Source organism: Pseudomonas sp. MWU13-2105 (genome assembly GCF_023242315.1).
GTDB lineage: Bacteria > Pseudomonadota > Gammaproteobacteria > Pseudomonadales > Pseudomonadaceae > Aquipseudomonas.
Map to the genome: position 1 here is coordinate 143,387 of NZ_JALLIY010000009.1, position 19,140 is coordinate 162,526.

The 19,140-nt window shown below is 62.4% G+C and carries 17 protein-coding genes and 1 pseudogene; 13 read left to right on the plus strand and 5 right to left on the minus strand.

The window, feature by feature from the left end:
- Nucleotides 1-4 precede the first annotated feature (4 nt).
- Together tssK and M5B96_RS15010 are read right to left on the minus strand one after the other, a co-directional pair.
- Nucleotides 5-1,336 carry a type VI secretion system baseplate subunit TssK gene (tssK, locus tag M5B96_RS15005; protein WP_248797443.1) on the minus strand — a complete coding sequence of 444 codons (1,332 nt, stop codon included), beginning with the start codon at nucleotides 1,334-1,336 and terminating at the stop codon, nucleotides 5-7.
- A 43-nt stretch (nucleotides 1,337-1,379) separates the two neighbouring features.
- Nucleotides 1,380-1,832, minus strand: coding sequence for a type VI secretion protein (locus tag M5B96_RS15010; protein WP_248797444.1), 453 nt, complete (start codon nucleotides 1,830-1,832; stop codon nucleotides 1,380-1,382).
- A gap of 223 nt (nucleotides 1,833-2,055) precedes the next feature.
- Here M5B96_RS15010 and tssB point away from each other — a divergent pair, with 223 nt between their 5' ends.
- The 10 genes from tssB (at nucleotide 2,056) to M5B96_RS15060 (ending at nucleotide 14,842) form a co-directional block, all read left to right on the plus strand.
- Nucleotides 2,056-2,607 carry a type VI secretion system contractile sheath small subunit gene (tssB, locus tag M5B96_RS15015; protein WP_248797445.1) on the plus strand — a complete coding sequence of 184 codons (552 nt, stop codon included), beginning with the start codon at nucleotides 2,056-2,058 and terminating at the stop codon, nucleotides 2,605-2,607.
- Between the two features lie 28 nt (nucleotides 2,608-2,635).
- Complete coding sequence (gene tssC / locus M5B96_RS15020; RefSeq protein ID WP_248797446.1) at nucleotides 2,636-4,123, plus strand: type VI secretion system contractile sheath large subunit; 1,488 nt, start codon at nucleotides 2,636-2,638, stop codon at nucleotides 4,121-4,123.
- A gap of 76 nt (nucleotides 4,124-4,199) precedes the next feature.
- Nucleotides 4,200-4,697: an Hcp family type VI secretion system effector gene (locus M5B96_RS15025; RefSeq protein WP_103498576.1), complete on the plus strand. Its 498-nt coding sequence runs from the start codon at nucleotides 4,200-4,202 to the stop codon at nucleotides 4,695-4,697.
- 15 nt (nucleotides 4,698-4,712) lie between these two features.
- A complete protein-coding gene (gene tssE, locus M5B96_RS15030; RefSeq protein ID WP_248797447.1) occupies nucleotides 4,713-5,162 on the plus strand; it encodes a type VI secretion system baseplate subunit TssE in 450 nt (149 codons plus the stop codon).
- Nucleotides 5,146-6,939: a type VI secretion system baseplate subunit TssF gene (tssF, locus tag M5B96_RS15035; protein ID WP_248797448.1), complete on the plus strand. Its 1,794-nt coding sequence runs from the start codon at nucleotides 5,146-5,148 to the stop codon at nucleotides 6,937-6,939. Before tssE ends, tssF begins: the two co-directional genes overlap by 17 nt.
- Nucleotides 6,903-7,922 carry a type VI secretion system baseplate subunit TssG gene (gene tssG, locus M5B96_RS15040; RefSeq protein WP_248797449.1) on the plus strand — a complete coding sequence of 340 codons (1,020 nt, stop codon included), beginning with the start codon at nucleotides 6,903-6,905 and terminating at the stop codon, nucleotides 7,920-7,922. Before tssF ends, tssG begins: the two co-directional genes overlap by 37 nt.
- 2 nt (nucleotides 7,923-7,924) lie before the next feature.
- On the plus strand, nucleotides 7,925-10,480 hold the full coding sequence (gene tssH, locus M5B96_RS15045; RefSeq protein ID WP_248797630.1) for a type VI secretion system ATPase TssH: 2,556 nt from the start codon (nucleotides 7,925-7,927) through the stop codon (nucleotides 10,478-10,480).
- Nucleotides 10,481-10,498: 18 nt separating this feature from the next.
- Nucleotides 10,499-12,220 (plus strand): hypothetical protein, encoded by a 1,722-nt coding sequence (locus M5B96_RS15050; protein WP_248797451.1) that lies wholly within the window; start codon nucleotides 10,499-10,501, stop codon nucleotides 12,218-12,220.
- 57 nt (nucleotides 12,221-12,277) lie between these two features.
- A complete protein-coding gene (gene tssI / locus M5B96_RS15055; protein ID WP_248797456.1) occupies nucleotides 12,278-14,287 on the plus strand; it encodes a type VI secretion system tip protein VgrG in 2,010 nt (669 codons plus the stop codon).
- Nucleotides 14,288-14,296: 9 nt separating this feature from the next.
- Nucleotides 14,297-14,842 (plus strand): toxin-antitoxin system YwqK family antitoxin, encoded by a 546-nt coding sequence (locus tag M5B96_RS15060; protein ID WP_248797458.1) that lies wholly within the window; start codon nucleotides 14,297-14,299, stop codon nucleotides 14,840-14,842.
- Between the two features lie 3 nt (nucleotides 14,843-14,845).
- On the opposite strand, the gene M5B96_RS15065 is transcribed toward M5B96_RS15060, so the two are convergent.
- Nucleotides 14,846-15,241 (minus strand): DUF4280 domain-containing protein, encoded by a 396-nt coding sequence (locus M5B96_RS15065; protein ID WP_103498584.1) that lies wholly within the window; start codon nucleotides 15,239-15,241, stop codon nucleotides 14,846-14,848.
- 186 nt (nucleotides 15,242-15,427) lie between these two features.
- Here M5B96_RS15065 and M5B96_RS15070 point away from each other — a divergent pair.
- The 3 genes and pseudogenes from M5B96_RS15070 to M5B96_RS15080 all read left to right on the plus strand — a co-directional run.
- Nucleotides 15,428-15,499: pseudogene (locus M5B96_RS15070) on the plus strand (toxin); the annotation flags it as partial.
- A gap of 5 nt (nucleotides 15,500-15,504) precedes the next feature.
- Nucleotides 15,505-15,819, plus strand: a complete 315-nt coding sequence (locus M5B96_RS15075) for a helix-turn-helix domain-containing protein (protein WP_248797459.1) — start codon at nucleotides 15,505-15,507, stop codon at nucleotides 15,817-15,819.
- 147 nt (nucleotides 15,820-15,966) lie between these two features.
- Nucleotides 15,967-16,908 (plus strand): cupin, encoded by a 942-nt coding sequence (locus tag M5B96_RS15080; protein WP_248797460.1) that lies wholly within the window; start codon nucleotides 15,967-15,969, stop codon nucleotides 16,906-16,908.
- Nucleotides 16,909-16,914: 6 nt separating this feature from the next.
- Here M5B96_RS15080 and M5B96_RS15085 read toward each other — a convergent pair whose 3' ends face one another.
- Both M5B96_RS15085 and hcnC read right to left on the minus strand, forming a co-directional pair.
- On the minus strand, nucleotides 16,915-17,835 hold the full coding sequence (locus tag M5B96_RS15085) for a LysR family transcriptional regulator (RefSeq protein WP_248797461.1): 921 nt from the start codon (nucleotides 17,833-17,835) through the stop codon (nucleotides 16,915-16,917).
- A gap of 61 nt (nucleotides 17,836-17,896) precedes the next feature.
- Nucleotides 17,897-19,138 (minus strand): cyanide-forming glycine dehydrogenase subunit HcnC, encoded by a 1,242-nt coding sequence (hcnC, locus tag M5B96_RS15090; RefSeq protein ID WP_248797462.1) that lies wholly within the window; start codon nucleotides 19,136-19,138, stop codon nucleotides 17,897-17,899.
- Between the last annotated feature and the right edge of the window lie 2 nt (nucleotides 19,139-19,140).

The window sequence follows — 19,140 nt, forward strand, 5'->3', positions numbered from 1 at the left end:
TTGACTACAGTATCTCGGTGGTCTGCTCGACAAACAGGACGATCTGCCATGGATTGACGGCCAGCTTGGCGGCCGGCGCGATAATGTGCAGCCGTTGCTCGGGGTTGAACCACTCGCCTCGGGCTTCGATGACAAACAACCGGGTATCACTGCCGACGCTGTAGGCCACCTGCTCCTGGCGACTCATGACCTGGTGCCGCAGACCGGGCATCCGCTGGCGGGCCAACAGGGTCAGGTTGCTGTCGGAGGCGATGATGGTGCGCTCCAGCCATTCGATCGCGGCGCTTTCGTCGGCCCCGGCGGGCATCCGCAAGCCGATCACCAGGCGCTGCTCGGGCTGACGCTCGGGCAATTGCAGGGAGAACAGTTCGCCGGCCTGCTCGAATGGCAGGCAGCGATAGCCGACGCGGATCAGTTCCAGCGCCAGTTCGAGCCAGTTGAGTACTTCCTCGTAACCGCGTTGCAGATCCAGATAGTCCAGCGGCATGAATGCCGGCACCCCCGCCAGCGGGTCGAGCACCGACCAGCCGCCGGCCATCCCGAGCAGTTGCCCGTGCAGGTCCCGGGGTGTGGCGACACGGCTGCTCAGCAGGCCTTCGACTTCCGGCAGACGGGCCCAGAGCGCACCAAGCTGGCGACGAATTTCCGTCGCATCCTCCTGGCTGCCGGCCTGCTGCGCCTGACGCAGGCGGCCGGCGAGAAACAGGCACTTCTCGCGGGTCCGCGCGCACAGCGCCGCCACCCGCCGACCCAACGGCGACTCCGGCAGCAACCTGGGGCTCGGCGGCACATAAGGGACCTGGACAAACCCGCCGCCTTCCTTGCGGATACGCAGCAGCGGCAGGCAGATCGAGTCAGCCTTGGTCAAGTCCGTGCACAGGTGCGGATTCGGTCGCCAGACCGTGATCGGTTGTGGGTTATGGCCACTGGTAAGGTCCGGCAATGCCTCGCTGGTGAGCGATTGCAGGCGCCCCTTGAAATCGCGCAGTTGCCCCGCGCGCCACAGCGGGCTGACCGCCAAGTATACCGTGACCATTGAATGAATCGAGGTGGCGATCGCATCGCCCACGTCCAACTCAAGCTGCGCGCCGTCGGCGGCGCTGAGACTCACCGGCAGACCATCGGGCAAGGTGGCTTCCAGGGACAGGATGCGTACCTGCCCGGCGCACAGCGCGGAAGGATCGACCTCCAGTTGCCCGACCCCCCAGAACCAGGGGTTGCCCGCCTGGGCGAAATGCGCGGCCAGGGCCTCGGCCCGCAGTCCCTGCAACTGGAAGTGCTGGGGCTGCAGTTGCATGCCCTCGTACCAACAAACCGCATCAGGTAACAGACTCATACAACTCCCTTCGGCATCCGATAACGCTACCGAGCGGCCCCGATCAGTGATCAGTCGGGTTCAACAGACTCATTTCCCGGCTGTCGAACTTCAGCCAGGCTTCATGCTGATCATCTAGCCTGAGCCGGTGCGCACCGGGAGTGTTATAGCTGGCGAACACCAAAAGTCCAGCGGCGCTCTGGCCCTTCAACGGGAAGTCCTGCTTGGCGACAAACTGCCCGGGGACCAGTTCCAGTCCCCACACGCTCAATTGCTGGCGATAATCGCGCTGGAACTGCTCACGCTCGCCGAACCACTGTTTCGCGCTCATCCCGGCCAGTTGCTTGAGGAGGTCGGGGTCTTTCACCGCCACGAAATCCACGGCAATCGGTGTGTTGTCGTTGGCCAGGGGCGCTACGTCCAGCGTGAGACTCGCCACATCGACCTTGGGCCCGAAAAATGAGCAGCCTGCCAGGATCAACACCACCCCGTATGTAAGGATTTTCTTACAACCCATGGAATTTCCTTTTCTCTTGCCGGTCATATGGCGTTTTGCCTTGCTTTTTTATAGACCTGTTCTAGCGTCTTGGGTAGTTCGTCTGCATGACGAATTGGAGGGACCGTCGAAAGATTGACAGGATCGCATTCTCCACCCCCTGTCTGACTTAGCGGTTCGGCAAGGGATGCGATCACGGGTAACCGATGCATTGCGCCCGCTCAATGCATCGGAGTCAGTCAACATGGCCGAAAGTACCCAGCACAAGCTCGACCGGATTCGTCCGCCGCGCGTCCAGATAACCTATGACGTTGAGACGGGCGGCGCCATCGAGAAAAAGGAACTGCCCCTGGTAGTCGGCATCCTCGCCGATTTGTCCGGCAAACCAGAAACTCCCCCGACGAAACTGAGTGACCGCCGCTTCGTCGAGATCGACCGCGACAACTTCAACGAAGTCCTCGCTTCCATCGCTCCGCGCTCGGTGCTGCAGGTCAGGAACACCTTCGCCACGGACGACAGCAAGCTCAATATCGAGCTCAAGTTCAACCATATCGACGACTTCGATCCGGTCAAAGTGGTGGGGCAGGTCGTCCCGCTGCGCCGCCTGTTCGAGGCTCGCCAGCGCCTGCGCGACCTGCTGACCAAACTCGACGGCAATGATGACCTGGACAGGCTGCTGCGTGACGTGATCGCCAACACCGAAGGCTTGCAGGAGATCAAGTCATCCGCCCGCGTACAGGAAGCCCCAGCCGCCGACAAAGACGCCGCCGCCCCTGCCGAAGAACCACAAGCCTGATCGCCTATCCATTCCAGGAGGATTTGTCATGCCCAGTTCCGCCAGTACCGAAGGTTCAAGCAGCGAGAACAGTACCCAGACCCTGTCCCTGTTGGACAAGATCATTGCCGATGGGCGCATGGCCCACGACGATAGCCAACAGGAATATGCCCGTGACATGCTCGCGGAGTTCGCCACCCAGGTCCTCGACAAGGACATGGCGATCGACAAAGACACCGTGGCAATGATCAATGATCGCATCAGCCAGATCGACAAGCTGATCAGTGCCCAGCTCAACGAAATCTATCACCACCCGGACATGCAGGCGCTCGAAGCCTCCTGGCGCGGCCTGCACATGCTGGTGCAGAACACCGAGACCAGTTCACGATTGAAACTGCGGTTGCTCAATGTCAGTCAGAAGGAGCTGCAGAACGACCTGGAAAAAGCCGTCGAATTCGATCAGAGCGCACTGTTCAAGAAGATCTACGAAGACGAATACGGCACCCTCGGCGGGCACCCCTACAGCCTGCTGGTGGGGGACTACACCTTCGGTCGTCATCCGCAGGACATCGGTCTGCTGGAGAAACTCTCGAATGTCGCCGCTGCCGCCCACGCGCCGTTCATCGCCGCCGCCAGCCCGAAACTGTTCGATATGACCAGCTTCACCGAACTGGCCGTGCCCCGTGACCTGTCGAAAATCTTCGAGAGCCAGGAGCTGATCAAGTGGCGCTCCTTCCGCGAGAGCGAAGACTCGCGTTATGTCTCCCTGGTGCTGCCGCACACCTTGCTGCGCCTGCCCTACGGCCCGGACACCAAGCCAGTGGAAGGCATCAACTACGTCGAAGACGTAAACGGCTCCGACCACAGCAAATACCTCTGGGGCAATGCTGCCTGGGCCCTGTCCCAGCGCATCACCGAAGCCTTCGCCAAGTACGGTTGGTGCGCGGCCATCCGCGGCGCCGAAGGCGGCGGCGCGGTGGAAGGGCTGCCGGCCCATACCTTCCGCACCAGTTCCGGTGACTTGTCGCTCAAGTGCCCGACCGAAGTGGCGATCACCGACCGTCGCGAGAAAGAGCTCAATGACCTCGGTTTCATTGCCCTGTGCCACAAGAAAAACAGCGACGTGGCGGTGTTCTTCGGCGGCCAGACCACCAACAAGTCGAAGCTCTACAACACCAACGAGGCCAACGCCAACGCGCGGATCTCGGCGATGCTGCCCTACGTGCTGGCGGCATCGCGCTTCGCCCACTACCTGAAGGTGATCATGCGCGACAAGGTCGGCAGCTTCATGACCCGCGACAACGTGCAGACCTACCTCAACAACTGGATTGCCGACTACGTGCTGATCAACGACAACGCGCCCCAGGAAATCAAGGCGCAATACCCGCTGCGCGAAGCCCGGGTCGACGTCACGGAAATCGCCGGCAAGCCCGGTGCCTATCGCGCCACGGTGTTCCTGCGGCCGCACTTCCAGCTGGAAGAACTGACCGCCTCGATCCGCCTGGTCGCCAGCCTGCCACCGCCGGTTGCAGCCTGAGCCTGTGCCCGCCGGCCGCGTGGCCGGTGGGATTTCCCCTTCCTTCTAGTGCGAACACTTTCTGGAGTTTCAGGCGATGGATGCAATCATTCTCGACCTCGGCGGCGATATCAAAGGCGACAGCCTGCTCGAGGGCTACAAGGACAAGATCGAAATCATGTCCTACAGCCACAATGTGGCAATGCAAGTGACCAACGACGTCAGCAACTCGGAGAGGACTTCGGGCAAGCCGCATATCGGCGAGTTCACCCTGACCAAGTTCGTCGACACCTCGACCCCGTCGCTCAATGAATACTGCTGCGCCGGCAAACCCATCCCGGAGGCCAAGATCACCATCGGCCGCAACGCTTCCGAGGGCAGCGGGCAGTTGCTGCCGTTCATCATCTACACCCTGACCAACGTGGTGCTGTCCAACGTAAGTGTCAGCGGCGGCGCCGGCGGCAAACCGGTGGAAACCATCTCGCTGAACTTCACCAAGATCAAATGGGAACTCACTGCCCAGAAAGACGACGGCACCAAGGAAGGCACTGCCGCCTCGACCTGGGACATGGCCGCCAACAAGCTGGTCAAGTAAGGGAGCCGGGCGGCCATGTCTGCGACCGGTATTCTTCCTCCCCTGTTCGAACGCCTGGCTTCCCACGAAGACCAGGCATCGTTCGTCGAGGCCTACGACCGCCAGGCGCTGGCCGACTCGGTACGCAGCGAATTGCTGCGGCTGCTCAACACCCGCCGGGCGCGCGTGGCCATGACCTCGCCGCCCAGCATTCTCGACTACGGCATCGCCGACTGGACCGCACTACAGGGCCAGCGCAGCGATGACCGACGCAAGCTGGCCCGGGAAATCCGCCAGGCCGTCGAACACTTCGAACCGCGCCTGGCACTGGATGAAGTCGATGTGCAGCCGGTGGAAGGTCACCCCCAGCAGTTGAATATCGTCCTGCATGGCGCCCTGCGCAGTGGTCGTCAACATTGGCCGGTGGCCTTTGTCATCGAGAAAACCCGCCAGGGCCTGGAGGTCAGCCATGAGCGACTCGATTGACGCCGAACTGCTTGACTACTACCAGCGAGAACTGACCTGGCTGCGGCATGCCGGCGGTATCTTCGCGCAGCAGTACCCCAAGGTGGCAAGACGCCTGGAACTGTCGCCCGGCGAATGTCCCGACCCGCATGTCGAACGTCTGCTGGAAGGCTTTGCCCTGCTGGCCGCGCGCCTGCAACGGCGGCTGGACGATGACTACGCGGAATTCAGCGACGCCCTGCTCGAGCAACTCTATCCCCTGGCGGTGCGGCCCCTGCCCTCCTGCGCCATCGTCCAGTTCCAGCCGGACCCGAGCAAGGGCAACCTGGCGGCTGGCTATCGCCTGCCCCGGGACACGCCGCTGTTCGTCACCACCCAGAAGGGTGAAAGCATCCATTTTCGCAGCAGCGCCGAGGTCAATCTGTGGCCGCTGGAAATCACCGAGGCGTTGCTGCTCGACAGCGATGAGGCCCAAGCCCTGACCGGGGTGAATCAGGCGCGCTCGGCCCTGCGCCTGAGCTTTCGCTGCCAGGGGAAAACCCTCTGGTCGGAGCTGCAGGCCCAGCAGTTGCGCCTGCACCTGGCAGCCTCGCCCGTGGTCAACGCCAGGCTGTATGACCTGCTCGCGGCCCACACCACCCAGATACTTGCCGGTCCACCCGGCAGCCCGCCACGCGCCCTCGTCGGCTTGCCGCAGATCGTCGGTTTCGCCAGCAACGAAGCCTTGCTGCCGGAAGAGGACGGTGTCCATCCGGGCCTGCGCCTGCTGGCCGAATACTTTGCCTTTCCGGACAAATTCAGCTTCTTCGACGTGCCCTTCGGCGGTGGTCGGGATGATAGCGAAATTCTCTACCTGTATCTGGTCTTCGACCATACGCCTGGCAGTCGTCTGCATCTGCAAGCCAGCGATATCGTGCTGGGCTGCAGTCCGGTGCTCAACCTGTTCCCGCGTACCTCCGAGCCTCTGCGCCCGGACGGCACCCGTAGCGAACACCGTTTGATCGCCGATAGCCATCGGGAAAACAGTGTCGAGATCCACAGCATCCGCGGCCTGCGCGCGATGACCCCGCATGGCGTGCTGAAAGTCCCGGCCTACTACGGCAGTCAGCACGCACTGGGCGAAAGCCGCCTTTACTGGCATGCCCGGCGCATCAGCGGCCTGACCCCCAATCGGCTGGGCAGCGACCTGATGCTGAGTCTGGTGGACACCCAGTTCAAGCCTCGCGAGGACGCGCCGGACTACAGCGTCACCGCCGAGCTGCTGTGCACCAACCGACATCTGGCGCAAAGCCTCGGGGCCGGTACGGCGCTGGGCTTCGAGCGCCCGGGACCGGTGGCCTGGGCGCGCCTGCGCAACCCGCCAACGCCGCAGAGCCTGCCGCATCTGGGCGGTGAATCACGTTGGAAGCTGGTGTCGCAATTGACCCTCAATCACCTGTCGTTGGTGGAGGGCCCCCAGGCGCTGGACGCCCTCAAGGAAATCCTCGAACTGCATAACCTGCGCGACGAGGCAAATGCCCGCCGGCAGGTCGAAGGTTTGCTGGGGCTGACCTGCGCGCGAGTGGTCGCGCATGTCGGCGAGGATGCCTGGCGCGGCTGGCGCAATGGACTGGAAGTGCGTGTGCAACTCGATCCGCAACTCTTTGTCGGCAATAGCGCGGTGCTGTTTTCCGCGGTGCTGGCACAGTTCTTTTCACTCTATGCCACCGCCAATCGCTTTGTGCGAACGGTGCTGGTCCAGTCCGACAAGGAGGTCAAGACATGGCAACCCCAACCCGGCCAACCACTGTCCCTCTGAGTCAGCAACTGCGGGATGACCCGCAAGCCTTCGAATTGTTACAGGCGCTATTACTGCTCGAGTGTGAACATCCGCAGGCCGTACCGCTGGGCACCGGCACCGCGCCCCAAGCCGAGGCAGTGCGTCTGCGCGGACCGCTGACGCCGCTGTTCCCCGGCAGCGAAGTGGAAAGCCTGAAGGAAACCGCAGGCCGGCAACCGGTACTGACCACGCCGGTGTTCGGCCTCGGCGGCCCCGACGGGCCGCTGCCTTACGCCGACCAGGAATGGCTGCAACAACGAGCACGGCAGAAGGACCACGCGCCCGCCGAATTCCTCAACCTGTTCCAGCACCGGCTGATCAGCCTGCTGTATCGGGTGATGCGCAAACACCGGATCGCCGCGGGCTTTTCTTCGCCCACCGCGACGCCGGTGCACAACCAGTTGCGGGCCCTGAGCGGATTGCTGCCCAAGGCCCTGCATGATCGTGGGGCCCTGCCCGATGCCGCAGTCTTGGCACGCAGTGCACTGTTTGCCGGCGGGCGTCGTTCATTGGCAGGGTTTGCGGCGGTGGTACGCCAGCATTTCAATATACCGGTGACGGTCGAGGCGTATGTCGGTGCCTGGCGGGATATCCCCCAGGCCAGTCGCAGTTGCATGCTTGCCGGTGGCCGTAATCTGACGCTGGGCCGCGATGCCGTGGCGGGAACGCGGGTCTGGGATGAACATGCCGGCATTCGCCTGACCCTCGGTCCCCTGCCTGGCAGCCAGGCCGTGCGTTTTCTCCCGGACGGCGGCGCCCATGCGGCCCTGGCCGCACTCGCCGCCCTGTACTTCGGCCCCGACCTGGATTGTACCCTCGCCGTGCTGATACGCGGAGCCTCGCCGATGATCCTCGACAGCGCCGCCCCGCCACAACTGAGTTGGAACGGCGGCCTGCAGCAGCAGCCCACTGACCATGTACAACGGATCGAAACCCGTTTGCGCCAATTGGAGATCGCTTGAACATGGAACTGGGCAGCCTGATCGGACGCCTCAACGCCGACAACCGCCGTGCCCTGGAAAGGGCCGCCCAACGCTGCCTGCAACGGGGTCATCACTATGTGGAAATCGAGCACCTGTTGCTGGAGCTGCTGGAGATCGAGGGCGGTGATTTTGCCTGGTTGCTACCGCGTTTCGGGCTGGAGCGGGATGCCTTGTCGGCGGAGATCAACAAGGCGCTGGAGCTGTTCAAGTCCGGCAGTACCCGCACACCTGCGCTGTCGGCACAGACGGTCGGCTTGCTCGAGGACGCGGTGGTCCAGGCCAGCGTGCTCGGGCTCGAGAGCATCCGTTCCGGTTTGTTGCTGCTGGCACTGCTTGACCGTGATGAGCGACGCAGCCTGCTGCTCAATAGCGCTTCGTCACTGCTGAAGATTCCTCGCGACGCACTGCGCAGCCATTTGCTGGAGTGGACGGAAAACTCCCGCGAACATACCGGACCGAAACGTTCGGCGACAACAGTGGAAAAGCCCGCCGCCCGGAACACAGCGCAGGACTCGGTTCTGGACCAATACACCCAGGACCTGACCGCCGATGCCCACGCCGGGCGCATCGATCCCATCGTCGGCCGTGATGGAGAGATCCGCCAGTGCATCGACATTCTCCTGCGTCGTCGGCAGAACAACCCGATCCTGGTGGGTGCCCCCGGTGTCGGCAAGACCGCGGTGGTCGAGGGCCTGGCCCTGCGCATCGCCGCCGGGGATGTGCCGCCATCGTTGCAGGAAGTCAGCCTGCGGGTGCTGGACCTGGGTTTGTTGCAGGCCGGGGCCGGAGTCAAAGGCGAGTTCGAGCAACGCCTGAAAGGGGTCATCGATGCAGTCCGCAGCGCGGAAAAACCGATCATCCTGTTTATCGACGAAGCCCATACCCTGATCGGCGCCGGTGGCGCGGAAGGCGGCAGCGATGCGGCCAACCTGCTCAAGCCGGCCCTGGCCCGGGGCGAGTTGCGCACCCTCGCCGCCACCACCTGGATGGAATACAAGAAATACTTCGAGAAGGACCCGGCCCTGGCCCGGCGTTTCCAACTGGTGCAGGTGGAAGAACCGGACGAAGCCACTGCCGTGGAAATGCTCCGGGGCGTAGCGGCCAAGCTGGAACAGCACCATGGCGTGCAGGTGCTGGATGCGGCGATTCATGATGCGGTGAAACTGTCCCACCGCTATATCTCCGGGCGGCAACTGCCGGACAAGGCCATCAGTATTCTCGACACCGCCTGTGCCCGGGTAGCCCTTGGCCAGCACGATGTTCCGCCACCGCTGGAAAGCCTGCGTCATCGCCAGCAGAGCCTGAAGGAAGAGGTCGACCGCCTGCGCCGTGAACAGGCCACCGGGCTGGATCATCGCGAGCGCATCACGGCGCTGGAGAGTGAATCCATCGGCAATCTGCAAGCCATACGTGAACTGGAAACCCGTTGGGGCGAAGAGCGCGAGGCCGTGCGCGAACTGCTGGAAAAGCGCGGTGAGCTGCTGATGTTGAGCGACCGTGTGGAGAGCGGCAAGTCCGATGAAGACACCGATGGCCGCATCGACACCCTGGCCGCCGAGTTGGTTCGACTGGAGGCCGGGCTCGATGCCATTCGCCAGGATGATCCACTGGTACCGGAACAGGTCGATTCAAAAACCGTGGCTGCGGTGATCGCCGGCTGGACCGGGATTCCCGTGGGCAAGATGCTCGCCGACGAAGCCCATGCCGTACGTACCCTCGGCCAGCGCATGGGCCTGCGGGTGATGGGCCAGACCACGGCGCTGGGGACCATTGCCCAACGTTTGCAAGCCTATCGCGCCGGGTTGACCGACCCGCAAAAACCGGTCGGGGTGTTCCTGCTGGTCGGCCCCACGGGCGTCGGCAAAACCGAAACCGCCTATGCCCTGGCCGATGCCCTGTATGGCGGCGAACGCAACCTGATCAGCATCAACCTCTCGGAATACCAGGAAGCCCATACCGTCAGCCAACTCAAAGGCGCGCCGCCTGGCTACGTCGGCTATGGCAGTGGCGGCGTGCTGACCGAAGCGGTACGGCGCAAGCCGTATTCGGTGGTGTTGCTGGATGAAATCGAAAAGGCCCACCCGGATGTGCTGGAGGCGTTCTACAACGTGTTCGACAAGGGCGTGATGGAGGACGGCACCGGTTTGGTGGTGGACTTCAAGAACACGGTGATGCTGGCGACCAGCAATGTCGGGGCGGAGTTGATCCTCGATACACCGATGGCGCAATTGGCGACCGATGCGTTCAACGAACAGTTGCGCAAGGTCTTGCTGCAGGCCTTCCGCCCAGCGTTCCTGGCACGGATGACGGTCGTGCCATATTACCCGCTGGATGAGACGACATTGGAAGGGATTGTGCTCGCCAAGCTCGAAAAACTGCGTGACCGATACAAAGCCGCGACAGGGAAACCATTCGAGTTCGATGCCGGAATCGTCAAAGCGGTACTGGCCAAGTGCAGTGCGGCGGGCGCGCGCGATATCGAAAACGTACTGATGACCCAAGTGACCGGAAAACTGGCCGAGTGGGCGCTGGAATAACCGTCGGAGGAACCCGCCATGGCAATTACCATCTTGATCGGAACAGGTATCTCATCAGCAGCCTATCTATTGTCCGTGACACAGTATCTGAGGTCCTTGAATCAAACGCTTGGAGCTGTGGGTGTCATGGGTGGCCCCGACCTCTGGCAAAGAATGAGTCATGCACATGCCATGGGCCAACCCAAACAGCTGCTGACGGGGAATCTTCTGGGTCACGGCCGGGCTGATCACGGATTTACCGCCGAACAATTGTCGCAGAGGGAATATTTGAGCGCAGGGCAGTTTTCAACAGCGGTCCAGCATTATCTGACTCAACACTCCTGTGCCCAGTTGCCTGATTCATTTATTTCCAAAATAGTCAAAGACGGCCCCAAATACGTACTGGAAACTTTCCTTGATGGCGCGCTTGCCGGAACCCTTCGCTGTGACCGCGTCATCGTCGGAGCCGGACCAGGTGCACCGCGGCCATTGGCAACCGAGGAAGGCAACCTGACGGAAGAAAATATCCGTGACTTTGCTGGAAGGGTGATCAAAGGCAACGATTTCATGGCCCCGGACTGGACTTCGCCACTGCACATCCGCCCTGAAGAAACAACGGTCGCAGTGTATGGCGGCTCAGCCACTGCCGCCTGGGCAGTTGAGCTGGCGGCCATACGCAAAATGAAAGTTATTTCCTGGTTCACGCGCCCCGGACGTGGAAACGGTGCCTGGAGCGCCGAGACCAGGTTCAGCGAAGCCTTTCCGGCGGGTGACCGAAACAACACGGTAGAAGAAGATTACCGAGATGTTCGACATGTTTATAAATTGCTTCGCGTAGAGTCCGTGGCAGAAACGACCAAGCTTCGTCTTGTCTTCCAGCAGTCGGAAGGTGCCGAGGATATCGTCATAGTGCTGGTGGATCTTCTGATCTATGCCCTCGGCGCGGAGCACACGCCCGATCAAGGCATCAGGGCCATTCTGACGCCCAGCATCACCGACAACCTTGTGGCCTTTTACGACAGAAACCTGGCGATCAGTTCCCGACCTTCGTTATTGGCCGTCGGCACACCCGATCGCACGTTCATGATTGTCGGCTCGGCCATGAGCAGCGCCGCGGGGTTCGGGCCCACACTCGGGGTACAAGGCGAGCCTGGTCGAAGCCTCAGGGACCTGACAAGTTACAAGGAAATCAGCAGTACACTTCCCGCCGCCGCCAGACCCACCGAGGGTATTGCCATGGTCATGGCGGGTATTGAAGCCTTGAATGAATATGTACCGGTAAAACCTGTCCGCGGCGGACGCACACGTACCTACTCCGCCCCGCGCTTTACGACGAGTGATGGTGCATTACCCAAAGGTTCTCCAAACCCGCATTTCGGTGATACCTCCAGCCATGATCTCGATTTCGGATGGGACATCAACTTCAATACCAGCAACCGCACGCAGCTTGCGATCTATATCGCTCAAACAACCGACCTTGCGCCATTTGCCGCCAACCTGGCCGTTGCGTTGATTGTGTTTTTCAGGACTCGCCCGGAGAGCGTACGCGGGCTGAGCGACCCACAAGTGACCACCATCATCAGCGTCGCCAACGCCATCTACAAACGCTTGACTGTCTTGAATCACGATCTTGACGCACAACTGCTGCACTTCGATAAATTGTGGGGCACCGACATGCATGTTAACAACTGCGTTGGCTACGTAACGACGACAGCGGAGTGGAAATCACTCTGGCGAAACCACGGAATCACATTGGCATAAAAACCTTCGGAACCTGGTTCCCGTAGCCCCACCCCACTGCCCCTGCGGGAGCATTCGATGCCACGCTCCGTCGATACCAACACCAGTCTGTCCTTGACCGCCTCATCGCTGGCAACGCTGTATCCCGAGTCTATTTCCAGCGAAGAAATTCTGAATCAGCTCGGCCAGCACGTCCTGTTTGGCCTCAACGACGGCTCAGCCCTCACCCTGGCCAGCGCCATCGCCAGCCACGTCACCAGCACCTTCCACAACGACGCCCTGCTGCGTCCCCTCGACGCCCTGGTCGCCGAAATCCGCCAATTGCCCGCCGATGCGACTGCCGAGCGCTATCAACTGCTACTCAGACCCTGGCTCTGGTGGCTGACCCTGGCCAGCAACAACCGCGTGTTCCAGAACCTCAGCACCGCGGATATTGTCACCACGATCTTCAAGGCCCATGCCTTCAGCGACTTCAAGCTCTCGCTGAGCGGCAGCTACACTCCACGCGAATACTGCATCCAGTACGGCGAGACCGATTTCGCCTTTGTCTCGAGGCTGCTGGAAGAAGAAGGCATCTTCTGGTTTTTCACCCACGAGGACGGTAAGCACACCTTGGTCTTGGCGGACAGCAACGATGCTTTCCCACCAATCCCTAACGGGCCAAAAGTGCCTTATCTGGGCCAGGGCATGGGCGAACGCGAACTGCACGGTATCCGCTCCGGCCAACAGTCCCTGCAAGCCGTCGCCGGTACTTACAAAACCACCGACTACGAATTCACCACCCCTACCACCTCGCTCTACGGCCAGGCAGAAGCCGTTGCCGGACCGCGCTCGATCTATGAGCACCCTGGCGGCTACAGCGCCAAGGCGCGGGGCGATGCGTTGAGCAAACAGCGCGTGGATGGCCTGCGCAGCCAGGAAAAACGCTTTGTCGGCGAAAGCGATTGCCGCTGGCTGGTGCCGGGGCACTGGTTCACCCTGACCGGCCATGATGACGCCAGCCTGAATATCGATTGGCTGGTGACCGCGGTGACCCACGAAGCCAATCACGAGCACTATCGCAATCGCTTCGAGGCGATTCCCAAGGCCACGCCCTTTCGCCCGACGCGCAGCACGCCAAAACCGCGCATGCACACACAAACCGCCTTGGTGGTGGGTAAATCCGGCGAGGAAATCTGGACCGACGAATATGGCCGGATCAAGCTGCAATTCCCCTGGGATCGCGACGGCAAGAACGACGAAACCAGCTCCTGCTGGGTCCGCGTGGTGCTGCCGTGGAGCGGCAAGGGCTTCGGCATGCAATTCGTGCCACGGATCGGCCAGGAGGTGATTGTCACCTTTATCGACGGCGACCCGGACCGACCGCTGGTCACCGGCTGTGTCTACAACGGCGACAACGCCCTGCCCTACGCGCTGCCGGCCAACCAGACCCAATCCGGGATCAAGACCAACTCTTCCAAGGGCGGCGGCGGTTTCAACGAGCTGCGTTTCGAGGACAAGAAGGACGCCGAGGAGGTGTTTCTCCAGGCCCAGAAAAACTTCAAGACCAACGTGCTCAACGACACCACCGTTACCGTCGGCCACGATGAAACCCTCACCGTGCAGAACGCCCGCACCCGTACGGTGAAGGAAGGCGACGAAACCGTGACCCTGGAAAAGGGCAAGCGCAGCGTAACCATCCAGACCGGCAGCGATACCCTCGACGTGAAGGACAGTCGCACAGTGAAGGTCGGCGCCGACCAGACCCACAGCACCGGCGGCAATTACGAGCACAAGGTCACCGGCAACTACAATCTGACGGTGGACGGCAATCTGACGATCAAGGTGACCGGCACCCTGACCCTGCAAAGCGGCGGCAGTTTCGCACTCAAGAGCGGCGCCGACCTCGCGGCCCAGGCCAGTACCTCCATCAGCCAGAAGGCCGGGACCTCGCTGAGCAACCAGGCCGGCACCTCCCTGGAAAACAAGGCCGGAACCACCATGACCAACGACGCGGGCATCAGCCTGACCAACAAGGGCGGTGCCGAGCAGACCGTGGACGGCGGCGGCATGCTGACCATCAAGGGCGGCCTGGTGAAGGTCAATTGAGGAGCCGGCATGAGTGAGTCGATCAAACTGGACCTGACACGCGGCGACAGCCATCTCACCGGGCGCCTGCTGGACGATCAGCTCGAAGGCCCTCTGAAGATCGAGGAATCCGGGCGTCCCCAGGCCAGCCTGAGCTACAGCCAGGGCGAGTTGCAAGGGTTGTCGACGCTCTATCACCCCAACGGCAAGGTCTCGGCGCAGGTGCCCTATGTGGCCGGAAAAACCCACGGCATTGCCAGTTTCTTCAGCCCGGAAGGCGGCTTGCAGCGCAAGGCGGGTTATCGCAACGGACTGCTGCATGGCGAGGCGACCAACTACTTTGCCGATGGCAGCGTGGCGGACGTCGAGCACAACCGTGACGGCGTGCGCGATGGCCTGTACCAGCGCTTTCATCAGAACGGGCAAATCGCACTGAGCAGCCGTTATCTCAATGGTCAGTTGCTCGATGCCGGGCAGCCCTATGCCGAGGACGGCCGCCCGCTGGATGCCGAGGGCAAACCGATCTCGCGCTGGCGCTGGTGGTGGTTGCGGCGTGAAGGCCCGGAGGAAGCCTGAGCCTCAGGGAATCAGCATCTGCACCTGGCCGGGCACGACGATCTTGATCACCCCGCCCCACATGCACATCACGCAGCTGTTGGCGTCCAGGGCCGGCATATTGCCCAGCAGCAGGGTCGGCGGACCGCCGGGAATCCAGGGCGCGGCGGTGGCCGGGATGCACGGCATGGGTGTCAGGACGCCAAGGGCGGCGGCGGTCGCCGCGGCCACCATCGGATTGGCGATACTCTGGCACACGGCAAAGGTGCCGATATTCACCAGTGGGATGTAATCCATGATATTGGCGGCGGGCATGCTGCTGGTCAGGGCGCGGTTGATCGGCAGCACGTTCAGCATGCCGGGCGCGGCGCCAAAGCTGCATTGCAGGGTGGCGCCGCTGCAGACCTGGGGACTGCCCATGGGGATCTCCTTTTCCTGTTGGCTGCGCAACACTGCCAGCGTAGACCACAATCGCCCGACAAGTCTCGTTACTCAGATCTGCAAGCTAGCAGGAAATGTCCCACAAATGAGCTGTCAGGACTCAACCAGGGTGAAGAACAGACACATATTCCCTCTTTAAATCTATACGTGAGTAGCGTACAAATAATGAATGCTCTGTTTATCGAACTACCACCCTTCGAGCGTCATCGCAGAGCCTACCTGGGCGACGAGGCGTTCCCATCATGAAGCGTGACATTTTTGCAGAACTGGTCGAGGGCTTCGACGCCCTGGCCGATGACCGCCGGGGCAAAGTCACCCTGCGCAACCACAAGGTTCAGTTGAACAAGCTGCAACCGATCGGCGCCGACGAGCTGGTGGCAATCCGGACCCAACTGAAGCTGTCGCGGGCGGTGTTCGCCCTGTACCTGCGCACCAATACCCGGACCCTGGAAAACTGGGAGCAGGGCCGGGCCCGGCCCAATGCCCAGGCCACCACGCTGATCCGGCTGGTCGAGAAGTACCCCGAAACCGTGGAACGCCTGGCGTCCCTGGCCTGAGGCGACAGGCGAGTTCGCGCTGCGGCGCCGTCGCCCCGCTGCCCTTTTGCACATAACTGCTGTTCCCGTAGAGGCCTTAATCCACGGTGACGTGCTTCGTATAGTGAGTGCCCTGCGCCCATAACCACAACGTCGAGAGGCCCGAGCATGAACCGTCAACAGCCGATGATCGCCAGCACTGAACTGCCCGCCTGCGAGCAGGATGCCGAGTACTTCGAATACAGCAAGGCCGCCAACCCGATCAGCGCCGGATTGATCTCGCGCATCCCCTACCATGACTTTCCCGCCTCGCTCTACGACAGCGGGCCGTCGCGGCTGGTGCCGCTGGACCTGAGCCAGGCCCTGGGCTGCGAAGGCCCGGCCACCGGCCCCGGGCTGTGCGCGAACTTTATCCGCTTGAATGCCGGTGACTCGCTGACACTGCAGCCCAACGCCACGTCCCAGGTACTTTATGTGATTGCCGGGCATGGCCGCCTGGTGCAGGGCGAGGCCCGATTCGACTGGGACAAGGGCTGCTTTATCGCCCTGCCCGGCCGCCAGGCGGTCGAACTGGCCGCCAGCGAGGACAGCCGCTTCTACTACGTGCATGACGAACCACTGCTGCGCTACCTCGGCGTCAGCAGCCAGCAGGACCGCTTCAGTGCCACCCTGTACCCGGCGCAAACCGCCAATGCCAAACTGCGCGAAGCCGCCGACGATCCCCGCGCCCAGGACCGCAGTCGGATCAGCATCCTGCTGGGCAATCGACACTTCCCCCAGACCCGCACCGTGACCCATGTACTCTGGGCGATGTACGGCATTCTGCCGCCAGGCTCGGTGCAGAAACCGCACCGTCACCAGTCGATCGCCCTGGACTTCATCATCGACTGCCCGCCCGGTTGCTACAGCCTGGTGGGCACCGAGGTCGACGAGCACGGCCGGATCCGCAACCCGACCCGGGTCGACTGGGCTCCCGGGCTGGCGTTCGTCACGCCGCCGGGCTACTGGCATGCCCACTACAACGAGGCGGACCGTGAAGCCTTCCTGATTCCGATCCAGGATGCGGGCCTGCAGACCTACCTGCGCGCCCTGGACATTCGCTTCAGCTGAGCGGACTCAACGCTGCCAATAAGGTGGCGTACCGATACGTTCGAGCATGAAGTCGATGAAACTGCGCACCTTCGACGAGACGGTGCGCTTGGGTGGATAGACAAACCACAGCGACGCGGCGATCTGGGTAGCCTGGGCCTGCCATTCAGGCAGCCAATGCACCAGTTCGCCTCGCCTGAGCAGATCGGCCACCAGCCAATCCGGCAACAACGCCATGCCCAAGCCCTGGCGCACCGCCAGCAGCTGCGCATCCAGATCGTTGATCCGCAGATGCCCCTTGATTGCAACGCGTTCGGCCTGGGCGCCAGGGACCTGCAGCGGTACGAAAAACACTTCGTCAGGCAGATTGCCATTGAGTATCGCGGAACACTCCGCCAGTTCCAGTGGCGTGCGCGGCGCCGGATGTTGCCGGGCATACTCGGGGCTGACGCACAGCAGCGTGTGTTCGGCCGCCAGCTTGCGCGCCTTGAGCGACGAGTCCGGCAACACTCCGACCCGCAGCGCCAGGTCGACACCGGCACTGATCAGGTTGACGTGACTGTCCTCCAGGGTCAGTTCCAGGTGGATTTGCGGGAAGCGTGCGGCAAAGTCGCCGAGCTGCGGCAGCACATGGTGCCGGGCAAAGGCCGGTGGCAGATTGAGCTTGAGCAGCCCGCGGGGTTGCTGGTTGAGGGCCGAGGTCGCGGCCCGGGCCTGATCCAGTTCGGCGAGCACCCGCAAGGCATGGTGCAGGAAGGTTTCGCCGCCCTCGGTCAGGCGCAGGGTGCGGGTGGAGCGATTGAACAGGGCGATGCCCAGGTCCTGCTCAAGGTCCTTGATATAACGCGATACGGTCGAGGCCTTGATCGAAAGCTTCTCGGCCGCCCGGGAAAAATTGTTGGCCTGGGCGGCCTCGACAAAGGCGGTGAGGGCGGCGAAATAGTCCATGCAGGTATCCACTCGGGTGCGGCTCAATGCGTGAGCCCGCGCAACACCTGAATAGATAGCGTTATCCGAGGCCTTTGAGCAAGCCCACCTCGAAGCGATCCGCCAGGAACGGCGTGATATCCAGCGGCAACGATTCCTGATGGACCAGCCGCTCCAGTATCACCCCGGTGATCGCCGAGGTCAGGATACCGGTACGGAAATGCCCGCAGGCATTCAGATAGCCCTCGACACCCGCCATCGGCCCGAGTATCGGCAGTTCGTCAGGCGAGCCCGGACGCAAGCCGGCCCAGCAGCGCTTGAGGTTGATCTCCTTGAGTTGCGGCACGCAGCGTATGGCCCCCTGGACCAGGCCAGCGACTTCAGGGAACGTCGTACTGACATCGAAGCCCTTGTCCTCGGTGGTGCTACCGATGAGGATTTCACCGTTATCCTTCTGCGCCATATAACAATCGCTGGTGGTCAGGCAGCCTTCCAGCAGCTTGGGCATGCGCTCGGTCAGGAGGATCTGGCCCTTCACCGGCTTGACCGGCAGCCTGATCCCGGTGGCCTGCTCACTGAGCTCGGCAGCCCAGGCCCCGGCGGCGTTGATCAACGTGGCGCAGTGGAAGCTGCCTTGCTCGGCGGTACGCACACCGCCGACCCGGCCGCCCTCGTGCAGGACGCTGGTGACGTTGGTGTTGAAGTACAGGTCCACACCATTCTGCCGCGCGGCCTCGCTGTAGGCGTCCGCCAGGCGGAACGGACTGACCTGGTGATCGCAGAGAAACTCCAGCGCGCCCTGCGCCTCGTGGCTCACCGCAGGCTCCGCCTCGCGCAACGCTGCGCGGTCCAGCCAGCGCAACTGGTCCGCCAGGTGCGGAATCCGCGCAACGATGTGCTCGGCGTACAAGCGATCTTCCGCGTCGTAGATCACGTACTTCAAACCAGTGCGTTCGAACTTGAAGTCCATGCCATGGCGTTCGATCAGTTCGCGGTGCAACTGCGGATAAAGGGCGTTGGACTGCAGGGCGAACTCGAAGAACGCCGGCGGCAGGATATGCGGGGTACTCGCCTCCACCGCCACCGCCGCACCATGGGCCTGGCGGCGCTGGGCCGACATCATGCGAAAGAAGATCACCCCGCAGCCCAGGCCCACCGACTCACCGATGGCCCACAGGCCGCCGGCCGAAGCGCGGGTCGCATTGCCCGGGCGCTTGGCGTCGATCAGGGCGATCCGAAGATTCTGCCGCCGGGACAGATGGTAGGCACAGGAAGCACCAATCACCCCGCCACCGGCAATCACCACATCGTAGGTTCTGTTCATGG